Annotated in this window: 17 protein-coding genes and 1 pseudogene; 8 read left to right on the top strand and 10 right to left on the bottom strand. The window is 50.6% G+C overall.

Annotation, left to right across the window (positions count from 1 at the left end; genetic code table 11):
* Positions 1 to 7 precede the first annotated feature (7 nt).
* Entirely contained in the window at positions 8 to 1,027 is a 1,020-nt protein-coding gene (locus ACR3ES_RS21585) for a Gfo/Idh/MocA family protein (protein WP_170437839.1), read from the bottom strand.
* Positions 1,028 to 1,171: 144 nt separating this feature from the next.
* Here ACR3ES_RS21585 and ACR3ES_RS21590 point away from each other — a divergent pair, with 144 nt between their 5' ends.
* Positions 1,172 to 2,152, top strand: coding sequence for a LysR substrate-binding domain-containing protein (locus ACR3ES_RS21590; protein WP_480634753.1), 981 nt, complete (start codon positions 1,172 to 1,174; stop codon positions 2,150 to 2,152).
* A gap of 487 nt (positions 2,153 to 2,639) precedes the next feature.
* Here ACR3ES_RS21590 and ACR3ES_RS21595 read toward each other — a convergent pair whose 3' ends face one another.
* Entirely contained in the window at positions 2,640 to 3,017 is a 378-nt protein-coding gene (locus tag ACR3ES_RS21595; protein WP_170437835.1) for a carboxymuconolactone decarboxylase family protein, read from the bottom strand.
* Between the two features lie 395 nt (positions 3,018 to 3,412).
* On the opposite strand from ACR3ES_RS21595, the gene ACR3ES_RS21600 reads away from it, so the two are divergent.
* Positions 3,413 to 4,300, top strand: coding sequence for a LysR substrate-binding domain-containing protein (locus ACR3ES_RS21600; protein WP_170437834.1), 888 nt, complete (start codon positions 3,413 to 3,415; stop codon positions 4,298 to 4,300).
* Positions 4,297 to 5,148, top strand: coding sequence for an NAD-dependent epimerase/dehydratase family protein (locus tag ACR3ES_RS21605; RefSeq protein WP_170437832.1), 852 nt, complete (start codon positions 4,297 to 4,299; stop codon positions 5,146 to 5,148). Before ACR3ES_RS21600 ends, ACR3ES_RS21605 begins: the two co-directional genes overlap by 4 nt.
* A gap of 173 nt (positions 5,149 to 5,321) precedes the next feature.
* Here the strand turns inward: ACR3ES_RS21605 and ACR3ES_RS21610 are convergent, their stop codons facing one another.
* Positions 5,322 to 5,663 (bottom strand): hypothetical protein, encoded by a 342-nt coding sequence (locus ACR3ES_RS21610; RefSeq protein ID WP_480426410.1) that lies wholly within the window; start codon positions 5,661 to 5,663, stop codon positions 5,322 to 5,324.
* 34 nt (positions 5,664 to 5,697) lie between these two features.
* Positions 5,698 to 7,437, bottom strand: coding sequence for an ATPase, T2SS/T4P/T4SS family (locus tag ACR3ES_RS21615; RefSeq protein WP_480424484.1), 1,740 nt, complete (start codon positions 7,435 to 7,437; stop codon positions 5,698 to 5,700).
* A 2-nt stretch (positions 7,438 to 7,439) separates the two neighbouring features.
* Here ACR3ES_RS21615 and ACR3ES_RS21620 point away from each other — a divergent pair.
* Positions 7,440 to 8,150: pseudogene (locus ACR3ES_RS21620) on the top strand (IS6 family transposase).
* A gap of 21 nt (positions 8,151 to 8,171) precedes the next feature.
* Here the strand turns inward: ACR3ES_RS21620 and ACR3ES_RS21625 are convergent.
* On the bottom strand, positions 8,172 to 8,372 hold the full coding sequence (locus tag ACR3ES_RS21625; RefSeq protein WP_170438301.1) for a hypothetical protein: 201 nt from the start codon (positions 8,370 to 8,372) through the stop codon (positions 8,172 to 8,174).
* A gap of 175 nt (positions 8,373 to 8,547) precedes the next feature.
* Between ACR3ES_RS21625 and ACR3ES_RS21630 the strand changes: the two genes are divergently transcribed.
* Positions 8,548 to 9,492 (top strand): transglutaminase family protein, encoded by a 945-nt coding sequence (locus ACR3ES_RS21630; RefSeq protein ID WP_170635533.1) that lies wholly within the window; start codon positions 8,548 to 8,550, stop codon positions 9,490 to 9,492.
* 150 nt (positions 9,493 to 9,642) lie between these two features.
* On the opposite strand, the gene ACR3ES_RS21635 is transcribed toward ACR3ES_RS21630, so the two are convergent.
* On the bottom strand, positions 9,643 to 9,804 hold the full coding sequence (locus ACR3ES_RS21635) for a hypothetical protein (RefSeq protein ID WP_480424486.1): 162 nt from the start codon (positions 9,802 to 9,804) through the stop codon (positions 9,643 to 9,645).
* A gap of 1,346 nt (positions 9,805 to 11,150) precedes the next feature.
* Here ACR3ES_RS21635 and ACR3ES_RS21640 point away from each other — a divergent pair.
* From ACR3ES_RS21640 to ACR3ES_RS21650, 3 genes are all read left to right on the top strand, one after another.
* Entirely contained in the window at positions 11,151 to 11,594 is a 444-nt protein-coding gene (locus tag ACR3ES_RS21640; RefSeq protein WP_170438305.1) for a hypothetical protein, read from the top strand.
* A gap of 128 nt (positions 11,595 to 11,722) precedes the next feature.
* Positions 11,723 to 11,890, top strand: a complete 168-nt coding sequence (locus ACR3ES_RS21645; protein WP_170438303.1) for a hypothetical protein — start codon at positions 11,723 to 11,725, stop codon at positions 11,888 to 11,890.
* Positions 11,891 to 12,020: 130 nt separating this feature from the next.
* Positions 12,021 to 13,123 (top strand): IS3 family transposase gene (locus ACR3ES_RS21650; RefSeq protein WP_170438333.1). Its coding sequence is split into 2 segments (ribosomal slippage): positions 12,021 to 12,282 and positions 12,282 to 13,123, totalling 1,104 coding nucleotides; the frame shifts between segments, so codons are not numbered across the junction.
* Between the two features lie 202 nt (positions 13,124 to 13,325).
* Here ACR3ES_RS21650 and ACR3ES_RS21655 read toward each other — a convergent pair.
* The 4 genes from ACR3ES_RS21655 to ACR3ES_RS21670 all read right to left on the bottom strand — a co-directional run bounded on the left by ACR3ES_RS21655 (position 13,326) and on the right by ACR3ES_RS21670 (position 18,062).
* Positions 13,326 to 14,507: a beta-barrel domain-containing protein gene (locus ACR3ES_RS21655; protein WP_170438256.1), complete on the bottom strand. Its 1,182-nt coding sequence runs from the start codon at positions 14,505 to 14,507 to the stop codon at positions 13,326 to 13,328.
* Positions 14,504 to 16,657: an ATP-binding cassette domain-containing protein gene (locus ACR3ES_RS21660; protein WP_170438254.1), complete on the bottom strand. Its 2,154-nt coding sequence runs from the start codon at positions 16,655 to 16,657 to the stop codon at positions 14,504 to 14,506. The genes ACR3ES_RS21655 and ACR3ES_RS21660 overlap by 4 nt, the downstream gene beginning before the upstream one ends.
* Before the next feature lie 153 nt (positions 16,658 to 16,810).
* On the bottom strand, positions 16,811 to 17,572 hold the full coding sequence (locus ACR3ES_RS21665; RefSeq protein ID WP_480634754.1) for a TolC family protein: 762 nt from the start codon (positions 17,570 to 17,572) through the stop codon (positions 16,811 to 16,813).
* A gap of 37 nt (positions 17,573 to 17,609) precedes the next feature.
* Positions 17,610 to 18,062 carry a hypothetical protein gene (locus tag ACR3ES_RS21670; RefSeq protein ID WP_480634327.1) on the bottom strand — a complete coding sequence of 151 codons (453 nt, stop codon included), beginning with the start codon at positions 18,060 to 18,062 and terminating at the stop codon, positions 17,610 to 17,612.
* Between the last annotated feature and the right edge of the window lie 48 nt (positions 18,063 to 18,110).

Genomic DNA, 18,110 nt, shown 5'->3' on the forward strand with positions numbered 1-18,110 from the left:
TGATCTCCTAGTTCTTGGTTAGGTATGCAGGTTTTGCTGCAAGGACTGCTGCGGCCATCAGCTTCTGGGCTGCAAGACCGTCTGAAGTACAGGCTGGCATGGTGCCGTTTCGGCTTTGACCACTTAGGGATTCGAGGATCATCTCGTAGGGATTTGAACTTTCTATATCTTGGGTGCAGGTGTCGTTTACTGTCTGAACCAAGAGGGAAGCGGCACCGGTCTCCGGGTCGAACGTGACCGCAGCTACACCGTCTTCGCCATAGACTCGAATCGCGATTGACCGATGGCCCATCGAGATTCGGGATGTCGTGACACGGGCGGTTAGAGGAGAGGAACTGGCTCGGAGGGAGACTTGCGCGAAGTCATCAGCGGCACACTCAATTATCCGCGCCCCCGCCCGGCGCCGGAGGTGAGCAACTCCGATCAGTGCTCCTACAACGGTCCATTCCTGACCAGTGACAAACCGCACTAGGTCAAACAGATGAACCCCCATATCGCTAAGCGAGCCTGCTCCGGCGGAGGTCTCCTGATGACGCCAAGGCCAGTTGGTTTCGTTCCCTGCAAGGAAATCATGGTCGAACGTGGCATCGACGTGCGTCACAACGCCAAGTGCGTTTTGATCCAGTAACACCTTCAGTTTTTGAGCCGCTGGGTGCAACCGCCACTGAAAGAAGACAAAGATAGGCGTGTCTTGCGTCCGAGCAAGGGCGTGTATGATCTCGGCTTCTTCTAGGTTTTGTGCCAGCGGTTTGTCGAGGACAATCGGCACGCCAAACGCAATGGCTGAACGGACGCATTCGACATGGGTTTCAGGTGGCGAAGCGATCGAAATGAAATCCAGTGGACCGGCTTGAAGTGCATCTGAGATACACTCGAACACATTTGGAATATTGTGCACGGCTTGTAAGGAGGCCGCTCGCGAACGATCTGTGCGGTAGATCAGACTAGTGACATCAACCCCCGGTAGATCGTTCAGCCATGCAACGTGAACACCTCCAAAACCAGTTCCAACAACGGCGCACTTCATCACTAAGTTCCTTAGTAGAATGAAATCCAGATGCTATTTTGATTTGACAAATACACTCATTGAGAGAACCTACAGACTTAGTCTCAGCCAATTTTAAGATAGGATTTGGGTAACGAACGGAGCAATCGACAAAACCTCAAACGAATGTTCTACTGGAACAAAGGAGGAACTGTGGATAATCTCATCAAGTATCAATTGAATGGATTACGCGCATTATCAGCTATAAATCAACATGGTACATTGAACAAAGCAGCTGCTCAGCTGTGTGTTTCTCCCGGCGCAATCAGCAAGCAGGTTGTGCGTATCGAAGAACAACTTGGCCACCGAGTATTCGACAGAACGTCCAATGGGTTCATCCCAACTGCAAATTGTAAGGACTTTCTTGCCGAATTATCAGAAGGCTTCGAGCGGATCGATTCGGCTATCGCTTCGTTGAGCGACTCGCCACCTGTTTCCCTGCGAGTGACTGTGACACCGGGATTGGCCAGGAGCTGGTTGATTACCAGGCTTGGCAGGTTTTGCGAGCAGAACGAGCACATTCGCCCTATCGTCGATTCCAGCGTGCAACTTGCGGACCTCGGCTCAGGTCAGTACGATTTTGCCATTCGCTTCGGGACCGGAAACTGGCCCGGCTTAAATATGATACCCCTGATAGAACTCGAGTTGTTTCCAGTTTGTGCCCCGGCGCTTGCGGCCAAGCTGACCAGTATCAAGGATCTGGAGCAACTGCCAATCATAGTCGAACAGGGTCGGTCGGATATTTGGAAACACTGGTTGTGTTCGACCGGCCACGAAGATTTGAGCCTGAAGATCGGGCCGGAGCTGTCTTCTCCAGACCTATGTGTGGAGGCAGCCTCATCTGGTATGGGTGTTGCTCTAGTCTGGCAAACACTAGCTATCGATGCGTTAGATAATGGTGACTTGGTTGTTCCGTTTACCCAGACAGTTAAGACGGGTCAGGCGTATTGGTTAGCGGATTTAGGATCAAACGGTAAAACCGCAGCAACGCATGCTTTCGGGCGCTGGTTGAAACACGAATTCCGAAGTTCGCAAAACCAGTTTTCTTCCGTGATCTCCGATCCACGTGCAAATCCATCAAGAACGGATGGACGCTCCAACCCTTGATGGGCGCCCTGTTAGTTGTCGAAATGGGATCTTATCGCGGATTAGACAAGGCGCATCAACGCGCCGTTCTGAGACTGTTTCACATGAATGGCGCCGAAGTAGTGAACATGAGGTCGAATGCCGGAAGGGGCAGAATCCTACGCATTAGTGAGCGTTTTTTTAGTCTTCCCAGCACGATGAGGCTACCCCGCTGGTGCAAGATGGGAATTGATTAAAGTCTGTGTAACGGTTTGGCTTTCATGCCACCGGGAATCACAACGCTGATTTGAGTCTCAGATAATCTGAGCCAGAAATAGCGATGATTTCGCGCCCGAGCTCGGATAATCTAAAGCCACTGCAGCTATCCGGGTCGTCTGCTGACGCCAAGTGAGATATCCTGGAACCGGTCACGCGATTTCTGGCGGCTCAACTTGAGTTACGACCTGGTGAACTGAACGATCATAGGAGCAGACGTCTCCTGCGAGTGTACCCAATTGTGCCACTACATTCATGCTTCCGCCTCAAACACCTCAAGCGCAGCGTTCAAGGCATTAATGGCTGCGGGAAATCCACCATACAATGCCATCTGCCAGATAACTTCTGCGATTTCCTTTTGGGAAAGGCCTGCTTTCCGACCTCCCGCAATGTTTACTTTCAATTGAGGCCGCGTCTGTCCACCAACTGCGGCCAACGCCGCTATTGTCGCCAAGTATCTGTCACGCAGGGGTAATTCTGGTCGAGTATATTGGCGACCATAGGCAAAATCCACTACACCCCCAGCCATACCAGGAAATAGGTGACCGTATCTGGATCCCAATGCGGCTTCCATTCCCGGATTCAAGTATTCAGATAGTTCTCTACCAATTTCCGTTGTGTTTTCGGTCATGCAAGGCCTCATCTAATTAATGTAACCGGCGACCAATTGGTATTCTGGCAGCCGGGAGACGAGGGTTGTTGATCGAGTGTTTCTGATTTGTTCCCGAGAATGTCCAGATACACAGCTCCTGACCAATCGGGCCTCAATCAGTGATCATTGATACTGCATGGATCGATAGGCAAGTCTGCAACCTCTCTTACGCTCATTTTTTTGATATCGGGGTGCGATAGTGGGTCACGTCGCCAACAGGTATCATTGTTATCGACCCCAACATGTTTTCCATCCAACAAACACTCAATGTAGCTTCGGAAACGGTTGATGTTTAAGTGTAGCATTTCTAGATAAAAACACAAAATCCAAGATATTTCATCGATCTTAAGTCGAACACAGTATAGAAAATCTATATGAAAAAGCTAAACGAAGTTCACTTAAAGGGCCTTAGGGCGGTTGAGGTGTTGGGGCGCAAAGGCAGTCTGCGCGACGCAGCTTTGGAACTGGGCGTGACGCCGGGCGCGGTGAGCCAGCAAGTTATCAAAGTAGAAGCACAACTGGACTGCCGCCTGTTCGAACGTAGTCCGAAGGGGATGATCCTAACCAAAATTGGCCAGCAAGTTGCCAACAATTTAACCGAAGGATTTCACTTGCTTTCGCAGGGTGTCGCCGTCGCGACAGATAGACGATCCGATGCGATTACAATTGCAGTACCTCCCATCTTTGCCGGGAAGTGGCTGGTTTGGCGGCTTGATCGCTTCTATTCTGCGCGACCCGGTATTAAAGTGCGTATTGACGCGTCTATCGATCTCGTTGATCTACGTATTAAAGACGCAGACGCATGCGTACGTGTTGGATTTGGTAATTGGCCGGGTGTTTTCGCGACTGAGTTGTTTCCACAGCGTGTCCTCCCTGTTTGTGCACCGCATCTGGCCAAACAATTGCGAACCCTAGAAGATCTGAAGCAAGTTCCGATCATCCGGGATACAAATGCGATGTTTGACTGGAACGTATGGTTGGGTCCAAACGAAATGAAGGAAGAACAGCTTCGAGATGGCCCCGAGCTTTCTGATGCGGCTTTGTGTCTAGACGCCGCAATTGCGGGACTGGGCGTGTTTCTAGCATGGGAAACCCTTGCACAAGATGCCTTGGCAACGAACCAGTTGGTTGCACCATTTCCAGGCCGCTTCAGAACCGGCATATCCTACTGGTTTGTTGAACAAAAGGATCGACATAGACCAGCTCAGGTAGAAGCCTTTCGAAGCTGGCTAGTTGAAGAGCTAGCGAGCGGGCGAGAATGACCTCTCTGCGCACCATCGCAGTGACCGGTAGTGCGGGGCGCATCGGTGCGGGCATTTGCAACCTTGCCCGCAGGCGTGGATTGCAGGTCATTGCTATTGATATGATGCCAGACGCATTGTCCATCAGAGCCGATATCCGAGATCTTCACGCGCTCATCAGACATTTTGAAGGTGTGGACTGTGTGTTCCATTGCGCTGGATTGCACGCACCGCATGTTGGAGCTGCTTCAGATGAAGCATTTTGGTCAATCAACTTGAAAGGCACTGCCACTGTCTTGCAGGCTATTGCGGCGGCGGGTGTTTCTCGAATGGTGTTGACAAGTTCAACTGCGCTGCTCGGCGGCGGTTCTGCACCGAAGCAACCTGCGCGCTGGATCGATGACAATGTGCAAGTCGCACCGCGCACAATTTACCATGAGACGAAGCTGGCCGCAGAGGAAAAAGTTCGCGATGCGACCGGAACCCGCCTCAGGGCGTCGATTGTTAGGTTAGGCCGATGTTTCGATGAAGGCCCGCGCCTTACTACATTTTATAGGCTGTCGCGTGGGATCACCGTTGCCGATGCCGCAGCTGCCCATTTCAGTGCGGCAGCTTGTTGCGATCTTGAAAGCACCCCCCTAATCGCTTGCGCTACCACGCCATTCAAGCGCGCTGACGCTCCCGCACTCGGAAATGATGCTCGGTCAGTGATCGCAAAGAGAATCCCGGAGTTACTGTACACCTATGCGGCGCGGGGCTGGGATATTCCTGAGCGAATAGATCGCGTTTATGACAGTTCGACTGCCCAAAAGAGCTGGCGCTGGAAGCCGAAAGATAATGTACATGCCTCTATCGCCGAGCCGTCATGACACTTAGTTGTAACGAATTACGCTTAACGGCATCCAACTGTTTACGCGGCAGGCATGTTGTCAAAGCCGAGCGCATTACACCGCATGGTATTCCACGGTTGGTCGTGATGCCATCTGTGCGAATCTTTGCGGTTCGATACGTGGTTAAAGGAGCAACATCAAACCGTGACAGGTCAAAACTGGCTGGTTACTTTTCCAATCTTAGTCAGCGATAAACGCGTGGTTTGTACCAGCGCCGTGCAAATTGATTGTTTGACTAGGAACCAAATTGCCGCCACGGGTGCCAAAACAACAACAACTGTGCCAACGATATTGCCCAAAACCTCGGAATAGGGGCTTATTGCCTTCTCAGCCGCCCGCCCAAGTTGACCGACGACAGACACGGCGACAAGAACCAGAATAAACCGCAATAGCATGGTCACCAGCGGCGGTCGGCGCAAGACGGCACCGCACGCTGAGCAACCGCGATAGCCGCCTTTGATTTCGCTTCCACAAAATCCACAACTCAATGCCATTTTCTTATTCTCCTCTGCTCTTTGGTCTCAATTTTCACTTCTGCCGCAATACCCTGACAGCGACCGGTCGCCTCTGATCGCCGGTTTTCCGAAACTGGATAATGACGTCGATCATCGAGCGGCAGTATTCAAGGATTTCGGAATAGGTCAGGCCGGTATCCGCCTGCAGAACCATCAGGGCCAGGCGCGATAGTGCGGATTCCGGTGACGCGGCGTGCAGCGTGGAAATCCCGCCCGGATGACCTGAGTTGATAGCAGACAGGAAGTCATAAGCTTCGGCGCCGCGCAGCTCCCCCATGATGATCCGCTCCGGCCGGAATCGCAGACAGGCTTTCAAGAGGTCACTGCTCGATGCGTTCTTGTTGACCACCAAAGACACGGCATTCGGCTGGCTTGGCCGGATTTCCAGCACGTCCTCGATGGTAATGATCCGCTCTGAGTGGTTGACTTCGCCAAGACAGGCGCGCAACCAGGTCGTTTTGCCGGAGGATGTCCCGCCCGATAACAGGATGTTCCATTTGGCCTTGACGGCCGCGCGCAGAAAATCTCCAAAGCCCTTGTTCTCGTATGCATCAAAAACAGCCTTATCGGCGGGATCAACTCCAGATTTCAGATCGTCCATATTGGCGTCCAGGTCCGGCAAGCCCTGCATCAGATCCTCAAGCGACAGTTGCTTTGCCACGGCCCGGCGCAAGGCAAACGCAACGCCCGCCTCAACGGCAGGTTTGACCGCGACTTGCGCCCGCCACAATGACCCGTCGATTTCAAACTGTGATCCGGCCAGCGATGTTTTTTCAGAAATTGGATTACCGCCAGCAAGGTCATGTGCAAGCACCTCTGCATCATCTTCACCCATGCGCTCGTCCAGCTGACGCATGGCGGGCTCACCGCTGCGCTTGATCCAGATTCTGCCGTCTGGATTCAGGACGATTTCAGACAAGAGGGGATCGGAGAGCAATTGCCCTCCGAACACCCGATTCAACGTGCTTTTCAGATGACGGCTCATCGGCGTACGCTCCGGTCGCCCTTGGCGCGTTCTTCCCGCTCCCTGCGCCGCAGGATCACGGTCAATCTGTCGATCGACGTTCTTCACATCCCAGGCCGTGCGGGTGACATTGACGCGTTCCGGCTCGTCGGTCTCAGGGTTCCGGCGTGAAAGTGTGACTTCTTCTTTGCCCGCTTTGACGAACGTGGCTTTGTCACCGATAGAGATATTGTTCCGCGTCATCTGGTCCTGCAGAGCGGTGCCCCAGATCCGTTCCGGCTCGTCTTTGCCCTCGATCTTCATATCCACATAGAAGGACTTTCTGTTAGGATCATCAGGGCGCGCCAGAGCTTCTTTGGCATCGACGATGACGCCGGTAACGCCGGTTTCAACAGAGACCTCCTGCCGGACGGCACGGTCCTGCTGGCCCTTTTCTTCGGGCCGGTCTTGGGGCGCATCCCTTTTGATACCCGCAGCCTCTTGCAGTGGTTCAAGCCCGTGTTGTTCCTCACGCGGCGCACACTCGATGTCAGATGCTTTCCAGGCTCGCCGGTTTGCCTCGATGTTCTTCTCTTCACCGGTCTTTGGATCGATCTTGCTGACCGTCACCCTCTTGTAGCCGTCATGGGCAAGAGTGGCCGTGTCACCGACTGACAAGTTTTCGCGCTGCATCAGGTTGGGCAGATCGACACCCCAGACGCGGAACGGTTTGTCGCGGCCCTCCACCTTCAGATCGACGTATGGGGCATTGCCAACTTGTTTGCGCGGTGTGATCTGATTATGTCTCACGCATGAAGATGCCGTCCAAGATGCCCCGCCTTAAGGGCTGTCGTTTTCCACGCGAGATCATCGCCTATGCTGTCTGGGTTTACCATCGGTTCACACTCAGCACTGCCGATGTTGAGGATCTGCTCGCGGAGCGCGGTGTGATGGTCAGTCGGGAAACGATCTGGCAATGGGTCAACCGCTTTGGCGGCCATTTCGCGAATTGCATAAGGAGAGATCGGCCAGGGGCAGCCGACAAATGGCATTTGGACGAAGTGGTCATCCCGATCAACGGTCGAAAATGCTGGCTCTGGCGGGCGGTTGATGCGAACGGAGATACTCTTGATATCCTCGTCCAACCACGGCGGAGTGCCAAGGCGGCCCGGCGCTTTCTGAGGCGGTTGATCTCGCAGTTCTGCCAGCCCCGTGTTGTGATTACGGATAAGTTGCGAAGTTACTTCAGGCCGATACGGGATCTCGCACCGGATGCGGATCACCGAGCACACAAAAGGCTGAACAATCGGATCGAAGGATCACACAGACCCACTCGAAAGCGCGAAAAGCTCATGGGTCGCTTCAAGTCGCTGAAGCAAGCGCAAAGGTTCCTTGCCGCTCACGACTAGATTAACACCGTCTTTCGACCCCGCCGCTATCAACTCTCCACCGCCTCCTACCGACACGCCAGAGCCGATGCTTTTGACCTCTGGAACGGGTACGCTCTCGAGATGGCCGCTTGACGGACGCGGGCCAAACAGCCATCAACCGCGTACAAACAAGTTGGCAATGCCAGATGGGATCATCCCGGATTTCGCAAGCGTTTTGGTCAGCCGCAGTACAGCATCCCCGGAATGAACGATGGTGCCATGAAACCTGATCTCACCTCCGCGACCATCCTCAGCTACGGCCACTGCAATCGTATCCTTGTGGACATCCAGTCCCACATAAAGTGTCTTGTTCATGCTCATTTCCTCTGTCGAACAAATCCATGTTCGCCAAGAAAAACATGGCAACGCGCGCTGCCGCAAAACGCTCATCTGGTCTAAGAGGTTGGAAGAGCGGTTTTGCCTCGTATTTGGCGGTGCGGGCTTGCAATCTGACAGCTTCTTCGGCCAACTCCGACTGAAAGGTCATTCTATGATGCGTGTTTTCTTTGTTCTCTTTGCCTTCTTGCTATCGGCGACCACCGTGCTTGCTGACATACGCACCGATGTACGTGAGCTGTTTACCCGCGATATGAACACCCTCGATTTCGCCCGCGTGAAAATCGAAGTGGATCGCATGATCGATCCGTTGATCAACGCGGACCGTGCCCTTGGCGACATCGACCGGATGGTGGCGACAATCGAGCGCATGCTGCCACCCGGTGCCAACAGCTGGGACAAGGTTCAGGCCATCCGGCAGTACATCTACCAGCCTGGTCCGTGGAACGAACACCGTGCGTTTTCGTATGACCACGACGACCCCTACGGCGATGATGTCCGCAACAAGCTTCTCACCGATTACATCCAGGACCGGCGCGGGAACTGCATCACTATGCCGTTCCTGTTCACCATCCTGGGCCAGCGGCTCGGGCTCGACGTGACACCCGCCATGGCTCCGCTCCATGTTTTCGTGAAGTTCACCGATGACCATGGCGTCATACACAATCTGGAGGCCACGAGTGGTGGCGGGGTCACCCGCGACCAGCACTATCGGAATCTGCTGCCGATTACAGATGCGGCGATTGCCAACGGAGTGTTCCTGACCCCGGTCGATGCCGAGGAATCCGTTGCCGTGATCGCGGTTGTCCTAGTCGAGGATCTGATGAAGCAGGGCCGCTATCACGACGCGATGGCAGTCGCCGATATCCTGCTCGAACACTACCCGAATTTCGCCTACGCGATGGTGAAGAAGGGCACGGCAGCCTACTACCTGTTGAAGGCGAACTTCTACGACCGCTACCCGAACGCGGATGATGTGCCCGAGGATCAGCGCCCGTATCTGGCCTATCTCCAACGGATCAACCAGAGCACGTTTGATCGGGCGGAAGGTTTGGGCTGGCGGGCTTACGACAGGTCGGTTAACATCTCACAAAACTGACCAAGGGATATCTTGATGACGCATCGCCTTTTGAAACTGTTCTGTGCCCTTCTGTTCACCGCTTGGGCGCCTGCATCTTTCGCGATGTTCATCTCGCCCGATCCGCTCGACCCAACGACGCCGGGTGTCGGAACGAACCGCTATGCCTACTCAGGGGGAGACCCGATCAACCACGCTGACCCCAGTGGACATGCCTGGGTCGATAGGACTTGGGACGGTGCTTTCGGGGAAGGGTCGTTCGACCGGACCTTCGGTAATGGCGCGTCCGAGCGCATGGACCGAGTGGCTGACAGCCTCTTTGGGGATTCTCATGATCGCGCAGCGGCTAGCGCCTATGGAGGCTATTCCCGGGGTGGCGGTTCTCTCGGATACGATGCGTGGCGCGATGCCACCCAGAATTATACCCTTTCGTTCGCTCGTGATTATCTGGCGGGAGGGGCAGAAGTAGGGGCCTTCACGCCCAGGAGTGGACCTGGTGCCGAGACAAGAACTCTTCACGTCGGCGGCTTTCTGGACAACATTACCCCAAATAGTCCGGTCAAAGGACAGGGTTATGCGCCATTTTATACTTGGGGCGACAAAGGTAGATTGGCTCGTGATGTTCTTGCGTGCGCAGGTAGTTCCGGGTGTAATGCGAGAATTGCTGGGCACAGCATGGGAGGACATACCGTTGGTACAGTGGTCGGGGCCATGCCGCCCGGGTCTGCGACTGGCCTAATGATCGATCCGGTTCCAGTATTCACACGCAGTCCTATTCCAGGAAACCCAAATTTAACGCGAATATACGCGGTTCCGTTTAATCGAAATTTTCTGATTTCGTCGCCGATCTAGGAGCGTCGGTTGCTGTTCGATCAAGTGTTTATCCCAATATTGTCTCTTTTCCTTCGTATGGCGCTAATCACTATTCGTACACGCGGATGATTCGTGATGCAGGTTGGTAATGATCTCGAGGCGCCCATAGCCAAAAGGTATGCTTCGAATATAATTTCGGCTCTAGTATTTATCAGTCTGTTATTATCAGGATGTTCGCGTGAAGTAGATTTTCTACTCTCAGCGTCTGGGGAGGAAATATCTGATGGAGCTACGATTTCCTTGGTAGCGGCAAAAAATGATCTTGAGCGCTTGAAGCAGCAAAACCCCGGTGGCTACTATGTTGAGGTGCGTGCCGGGCCACAGGGAGTGTCCTACTTCTCATATGATTTCGCGGATACATCAGAACGAGATTTAGGAGACAATAGAACCCAAATAGATGCTAGATTAATTAAAAGGTCAGGGGACGGAAGTCTGCGGACCGATAGTGATGCCACTTGTGCTCAGATTGTTTTCGCCGATTTTGGGTTTAGTGTGGCAAGTAATATTGTTTGCATAGAATAATTTGGATTTGGGCCTGAATGTAGTAGCTCTATGGTCGGTACCTTGGTGACGGTTGGTGCTGTGAATTTGTTTGGTGGGCAGAGCCCGATCTCAGGTTCATCGGCGTCGCGATGGACAAACATTCAGGCTAGACCATCGCGCCTTGGATGGAGTGACTATGTTGGACTTGCAGGAGCAAGCTATGGCTCTCGCGCAGCCCGTTATGGGAACGCGCATGTCAACATTGTGACGACCTTTAGTCACGGGAACTTTAGGGCGATGCTTGGTTACTCTGGCCTGCACTAATGAAAACAGCCACATTATTTTTCCTGATCGTTGCGGCTTGCTCGCGTGTCGACAGTAATATCCTGGTAGATGTTGACAGATCGTCGTTAGTTTCAGTGCGCAATGGTTCAGAGATATCTTTGACCGTCAACACCAGTGAATTCCAAAGCGCCATTGAGCGCTTCAGTGGGATTTTTATTGTGGGTGTGTTCGATAACTCATCGGACACGTATTTTACTTATATATATCCGAGTCTTGATGGTTCTCAGTTTCCAGAATTTGATAACGTCGGCTCTGGACAAGCAGCGTTGCGCTTCCAAATGCAAAAGGTATCTATTCGTGAAGGGGAAACCAGAGTTTATCCTGATGGACTCAAGGATGATTCTTCGTCAGTGTGCGTAGGGTTACATTTCGCTGATGTCGGAAGAGTCATTCGTAGTCAGCGAATATGTGCTGAAAAATAAAGCGCGTATGTCCGTGAAGTGCAAAAACGGCCCCGAGCAGTACGCTACGGCAATGCTCACGTGACAATACCCACGCCCTATTTGCACGGAAACTTCTTTGGAATGCTTGGCTATTCGGGCCTCTACTGATGAAGTACATTGTTCTTGCGTTCTGTATTATTGCTGGATGCACACGGGTTAACGATGATATTTCGATCGATATCGAAAGCAGCTACTTACTGAACATCCGCGACGGTTCCGAAGTTGTGCTGATGGTCGATTTCTTCAGTTTCGTAGGAAACGCCTTTTTCGTGTAGCGCTATCTGCGCGATGCGGTTGTAGGCCGCATCGAAAGGTTTCTCCGTATGCTCTGCCCCCTGAAAACTGGATCGTTCGGAGCTGGAGTTTTCCGCTAAATTTCCCTGGCTGGGAGAGGAGCGGAATCGCATGAAAGCATCGAAGTTCACGGAGGCGCAGAAGGCCTTCATCCTGAAGCAGGGCGAGCAAGGCACACCGGTCGCGGAGATCTGCCGAAAGGCTGGGATCAGCCAGGCGACATACTTCAATTGGAAGAAGAAGTACGGCGGCTTGTTGCCTGACGAGATGCGCCGGCTGAAGGCGCTGGAGGACGAGAACACCCGGCTGAAGAAGATCGTGGCGGACCTGACGCTGGATCGGGAGATGCTTCAGGATGTCATTCGGCGAAAGCTCTGAAGCCTGGCCGTTTGCGCGAGATTGTCACCGGGATGTGCGTTGATTGGGGTGTGTCGATCCGGAAGGCTTGTGGGGCCATCTGCTTCGACACATCCACCTACCACTACAAGTCCCGGCGGACGGATCAGGCTGCCGTCGAACGGCGGATCAAAGAGATCGCAGAGACGCGTGTGCGCTATGGCTACAGGCGCGTCCACGTGCTTCTTAGACGGGAGGGTTGGGTGATCAACATGAAGAAGACACGCAGGATTTACAACGAGTTGGGCCTGCAGCTCAGGAACAAGCACCCCAAGCGCCGGGTGAAGGCAAAGCTCAGAGAAGACCGTCATGAAGCCGTCGGGCCTAACGATGTCTGGGCGATGGACTTCGTTCACGACCAGCTCGCCCTGGGTAGGAGGTTGCGCATCCTGACCGTCGTTGACACGCATTCCCGGCTCTGCCCTGCAGCCGATCCGCGCTTCACCTATCGGGGCGAAGATGTTGTGCAGACGCTCGAACGGGTCTGCGGGCAGATCGGCTACCCCAAGACGATCAGAGTCGATAACGGCAGCGAGTTCATCTCGCGGGACCTCGATCTCTGGGCCTACGCCAACGACGTTACCCTCGACTTCTCACGGCCTGGAAAGCCCACGGACAATGGCTTCATTGAGGCGTTTAACAGCAAGCTCCGGGCGGAATGCCTGAACGCGCACTGGTTCATGAGCCTTGCAGATGCCCGCGAAAAGCTGGAGGATTGGCGTCGGCACTACAATGAGGACAGACCCCACAGCGCAATCGGATACAACGTCCCGATTGCCATGCATTATCCCGATGGCGTCACCAGCCCGTCATCGTGATAGAGCCGGAAAAATCTAGCTTCTGGCGGTCCAAGGTTGGGGCTCAAGGCAAGGTTGAGCAAACTCTACATCAGAACGAGGGAAGTTTCGGGGAGCAGGTCATCTCCCCTATGCAAACACCTCAGTATTCTGAAAAACTTCGCCGGTGGACAAGACAGTCTAAAAAACAGCCGGTTTATACCATAAAATTCGATCACCTCTATCATCTTTCAGAAAAGGCCTCTGTTGCTTTAAAGAGGGGTTTCAAAATATACTGGAGGACAGTTTTGCTTCCAGAATTTAATTCCACCTGAGCTTGCATACCTGGTTTGATTTTTACATAACCCGTAGGACCTTTCAAGGTAGAGGTGTCAAGTTTGATAAAGACTTCATAATAAGGTTCCCCATTACGCTCATTTTTATCGAGAATTGTATCTGCTCCTACGTGCACTACTGTGCCGGTAAGTGCCCCATAAATCGAAAAATCAAACGCAGACAATTTAATAGTTGCGGGCATTCCAGAATAAACGAACCCAATATCCCTCGGATCGATCTGTCCTTCAATATGGAGTTCATCCTCGAGAGAAAGTATTTCGATGAGCGGGTCGCCCGGCTGTACTACTCCTCCGATCGTAGTTGCAATTACTTTGTTAACAACACCGTGTATCGGTGAACGCACATCTGTCCTCAGTAATTGATCTTCTCGACTGCTAATTTGCTCGTTAATCTTTTGTAAGGAAATTAGTGCCTCGGAATACTCTTGAGATCTCGTTTGCTCAAACTCAGTAATCACAGCATCCAAACGCGATCTAAGATCCTCAGCAGCTTGCTCCGCCCGTATCAAGTCTATTTCCGGCATCGCTGATTTCTCTGTCATTGCTCGCAAAATTTTTAATTCAGCTTCTTTTAATTCAATTGTCTTACTTAAGTTATCAATACTTTTATTTATCTTATTTCTACGCGCCAAGTACAGCTGGTGCTCCGATGCGACTTGTTCTGGTGCCAACTCCCGCAGCTCGGAATCAGGCTCAAACTCTCTTGAAAAGTCCGCTTCAACCCGAAGTCTTTCTAATTTTAAAGTCAACGCCCATTGTTGAGACTTAAGCTCTTGGTAAGCGCTTTTAAAACGTGTTCTGTCCATCTCCGCTATAGGTTGCCCCTTGCGCACAATATCGCCCTCAGTGACATAAATATGTTTCACTATTCCTCCTTCCAGATTTTGGACGATCTGATTTTTTGTAGATGGCACAACATAACCCACACCACGAACGACCTCGTTCAAGGGAGCAAAATTAGCCCAAGCGATAAATACGGAAACAATCAATACTATAAGCCTTATTTGCACACGACTAGACCGCACCCCCTGAGCGTTGATAAACGCATTAACTTCACAACCTAACTTCATGACGATTCGGTGGTTTGTAAAGGCATAGACGACGATATAGAATTTTTTCTCGTCGCATCACGCTTCCCCTGCAAAACAACTTGTCCTTGTTTCAGCACCGCTATATGCGACATTTCGGAAAGTATTTCTTGTCTATGAGTAGCTATAATACAGGTCCTTGATCCAATCCAACTACCAATACGCTTCACTACTGCCTTTTCAAGATGCTCATCTAGAGATGACGTTGGCTCATCAAGTAAAATAATAGAAGGATCTTGGAGATAAATCCGAGCAAGACCGATACTTTGTTTTTGGCCAATTGACAGGCCGTCCCCACCGTCGCCTATTCTTAAGTCTAATCCCTCGGGACTTTGCTTCACAAACTTCCCCAGACCCCCAAAAGTTAATGCTTGATGGAGTTCCTCGTCGGTACTTTTATGAGTAGTGGGAGACAGGTTTTCCCTTAAGCTTCCTCGAAACATTTTTATCTCTTGCGGCAACAACCCAATGTTTCTTCTTAAATCACTGGGATCAATTTGCCGAAGATTCAACCCATCAATTTCCACTTCTCCATCCGCCGGTTGATAGAGCCCAGCAATCAGGCGCAATAACGTTGACTTCCCAGATCCATTGCTACCAAGTAAGGCAATCCGCATTCCAGCCTTAATTTCGAGATTGCCTATATCTATTGCCATTCCACGCACTTCTGAATGCGAGTAGCGTAGATTTTTTACAGAAATATCGCCATGGACTCTAGGCTTGCTAACGTACACACATTCTAGTGACCTTTCCTGTTTGGCTAACATCAAAGTTTCAAGTGCGGCTAAAGCTGATTTCATGTTCTGCCAAATCAAAAGTGAATTAGACAGCTGAGAAATAGGAGATAAAGTACGTGTTGTAAGAATAGCGACAGCGATAAGTACACCACCGGAAAGCTCTCCGGCAAAAATGAGATATACACATGCAATAACAGCGCACACGTAAGTGGCTTGTTGTATTGATGTTGCCCAATACGTTAGTAAAGCGCGTAATGTGCGTTGCTCTGTGGTTTTCAGTGCATTCAAAGCAATAACTTCCTCCCACTGCCTTTGAAACAACGATTCAGAACGGCTAATTTTAATTGCCTCCAGACTGTAGGAGGCTTCTATTAGTATTTTAGACGCTGAAGTCAAACCGCCCATAGTCTCGTCCGATAGGCGCGCCATACGACGTTGTAGTAGAATATTAGGAAGCGCTATTAAAACGGCCCCTAACATAATGATCCAGACTATAGGTCCAGCTATCCCATAAATCAAAAGTAAAAAAATAAACGAAAAGGGAAGATCAGAAATAAGGCCAATGGCGACATTCGAAAAAAATTCCTTTACTGACGAAAATTCACGAATCATATTTACAACTGCACCCGGAGAAGATGGCAGATTATCCAATTTCACACCAAGTAACCGAGCAAACATATTGCTTGTGATCTCTATTTCTGCCTCCTTCCCAATATGATCAATTATTCTGGCTCGCCTTACACGCAAGATTGCTTCGAAGAGTATCGCCAACCCAACACCACTCGCGAGAACCCAGAGCGTAGGTTCGGATTGTCCCGGGATAACCCGATCGTAAACTTGTAAAGTGAAGAGCGAAACCGTTACTGCCAATACATTAGCAAATAAAGACGCCGTAATTACATCAAAGAGATAGTGCTTTTGGAGTACCAATCTACCCCAAAACCAGTGCTTATTTTCGCTACTTAATACGTGCTGGCGCAAGAGAAAGGTCAAATTCGGCAAAATCCGAAAAGCTTGCCCCGAATGCCCTTCATCAACGTCCGATAATGAAATGGAACGAACCGCTGTTGGATTGACAACGTCGAGAACGTGCAGGTCGTCGGTATCTATATCCACAACGACAAGGAATTCGTCCGATCTTAATTTTAAACAACACGGTACTACTAAATTTGTTACTTTATCCACGTCAGTCCATACTATTTCATGATCAAACCTATGCCCAACTCTCTCCAATAGCTCTTCTGTTAGTATCCCGTGCTCAACGGGTAAACCCTCCATTAAGCGTTGAGCATCCACCCCCAGAGACCTAAAATTCAACAAGGCAACAACTGCGTCTTTCAACGAGAACAACGGCAAACTGTATGCTTTTCCATTAATTTTTTTAGTCATTTTCATCCAGCGCCGCTTTTTCTGCTAGCAGACCTCTTTTCTGCGAAGATGTTAAACAGTTTATCAAGGTATTTGCTTGAACATCAATCAGTGCAATTCTGGTATCAGTTTGCTCTCTGTACAAGTCAGCACCTTCAGTCAATAATATTGATCCGACGTCTAACTGCTCCTTAAACAACATAATAGAATCGTTATTTTTTTACTTAATGCACGCAGCGATGCTGCATCGGATAGTAGACTTTCATAACTGCTGTTTAACGCCTCAAGTTCGGCCTTAGTTTCCTTACCTTGAAGATAATAAGAGATACCTGCGGAACGAATTGATGCACGCGCGGCTTCTATCTTCCCTTTTCGACCCGGGCCCAATATATTGTTTGCATCAAGGCGAATCCCTATTGATGGCTGATCTAGGTTTCCTGAATTAAAGTTTACACCGGCATCAAGTACGATCCGAGGAAGTCTTGATGTTCGGACTATTTTTTCTTGCACCTGAGCACGCGAAAGACTTACCCGCGCTATAGCATCTTCAGGAGCTTCACCATATTGCCAATCTCTACGACAGAGCCGAATAGCGGCATCTAAATCAGTCAATGGACTTATTTCACTTTCCGGTAAAAGCTCGAAAAGATTCATTTGTGCTTGGCGCAATTTTGAATTGTCAGCGATAATGCGGCGTTTTACGCTTTGTAGTAAGGTGTTCAGTCTTAAGACCTCTCCTCTGTCTGCCACGCCTCCTTTTAAGCGAATACTCAATAAGTCGCCTATGCTTTCCAATGACTGAGATAACTTATGCAGCTCCGTAAGACGTACAGAGTATCGTGATATTTCGACAAATTCGCGCACACCCTCGAGGATAATCTCATTCCTATACTGCCAATCACGGAGATTGGCTGCTTCTACCTGTAAACTCGCGTCTTGCATCCGGGCTTGATTATGACCATTATCCCAAATCACTTGTTCAATCGATACTCCTATTGATTCTGTATGGCCCCCCCAAAAAAACCGAACCTCTCGGAACAACTTGTGGATATCCATCATATTTACGCGCCAGTAATGTAGCTTGAGCGGCAGTTACATCTTGTGCGGCAGTAGACTGTGTTAAGGCAACCTGTTCCAGGGCTCTCGAAATTACCGCCAATTGAGAATTTAGAGGTGATTTAGTTGCACTTGCCCCATCACTATTTTGACTGGTCGATTCAGTATTGGGCTCTTTAATCTTACCTAAAGTTATACTGTTTCCATCGTGATATTTTCCTGAGTCAAAACTACAGCTTGATTGAGCTAAGTAGATTATCAAAAAAATTGAAGTGCGACCTTTTAATTTACTTATAGTTTTTGCAGCATACAACCTTATATGCGCAGGTATAATATAACCAAGCTTTCTAGAAGCCTTGGATACAAAACTCTTCATAATGAATCTTCACTTCCATAGCGCAGATTTACCTGAGTATGATTTTTC

This window comes from Ruegeria sp. B1 (assembly GCF_056535885.1).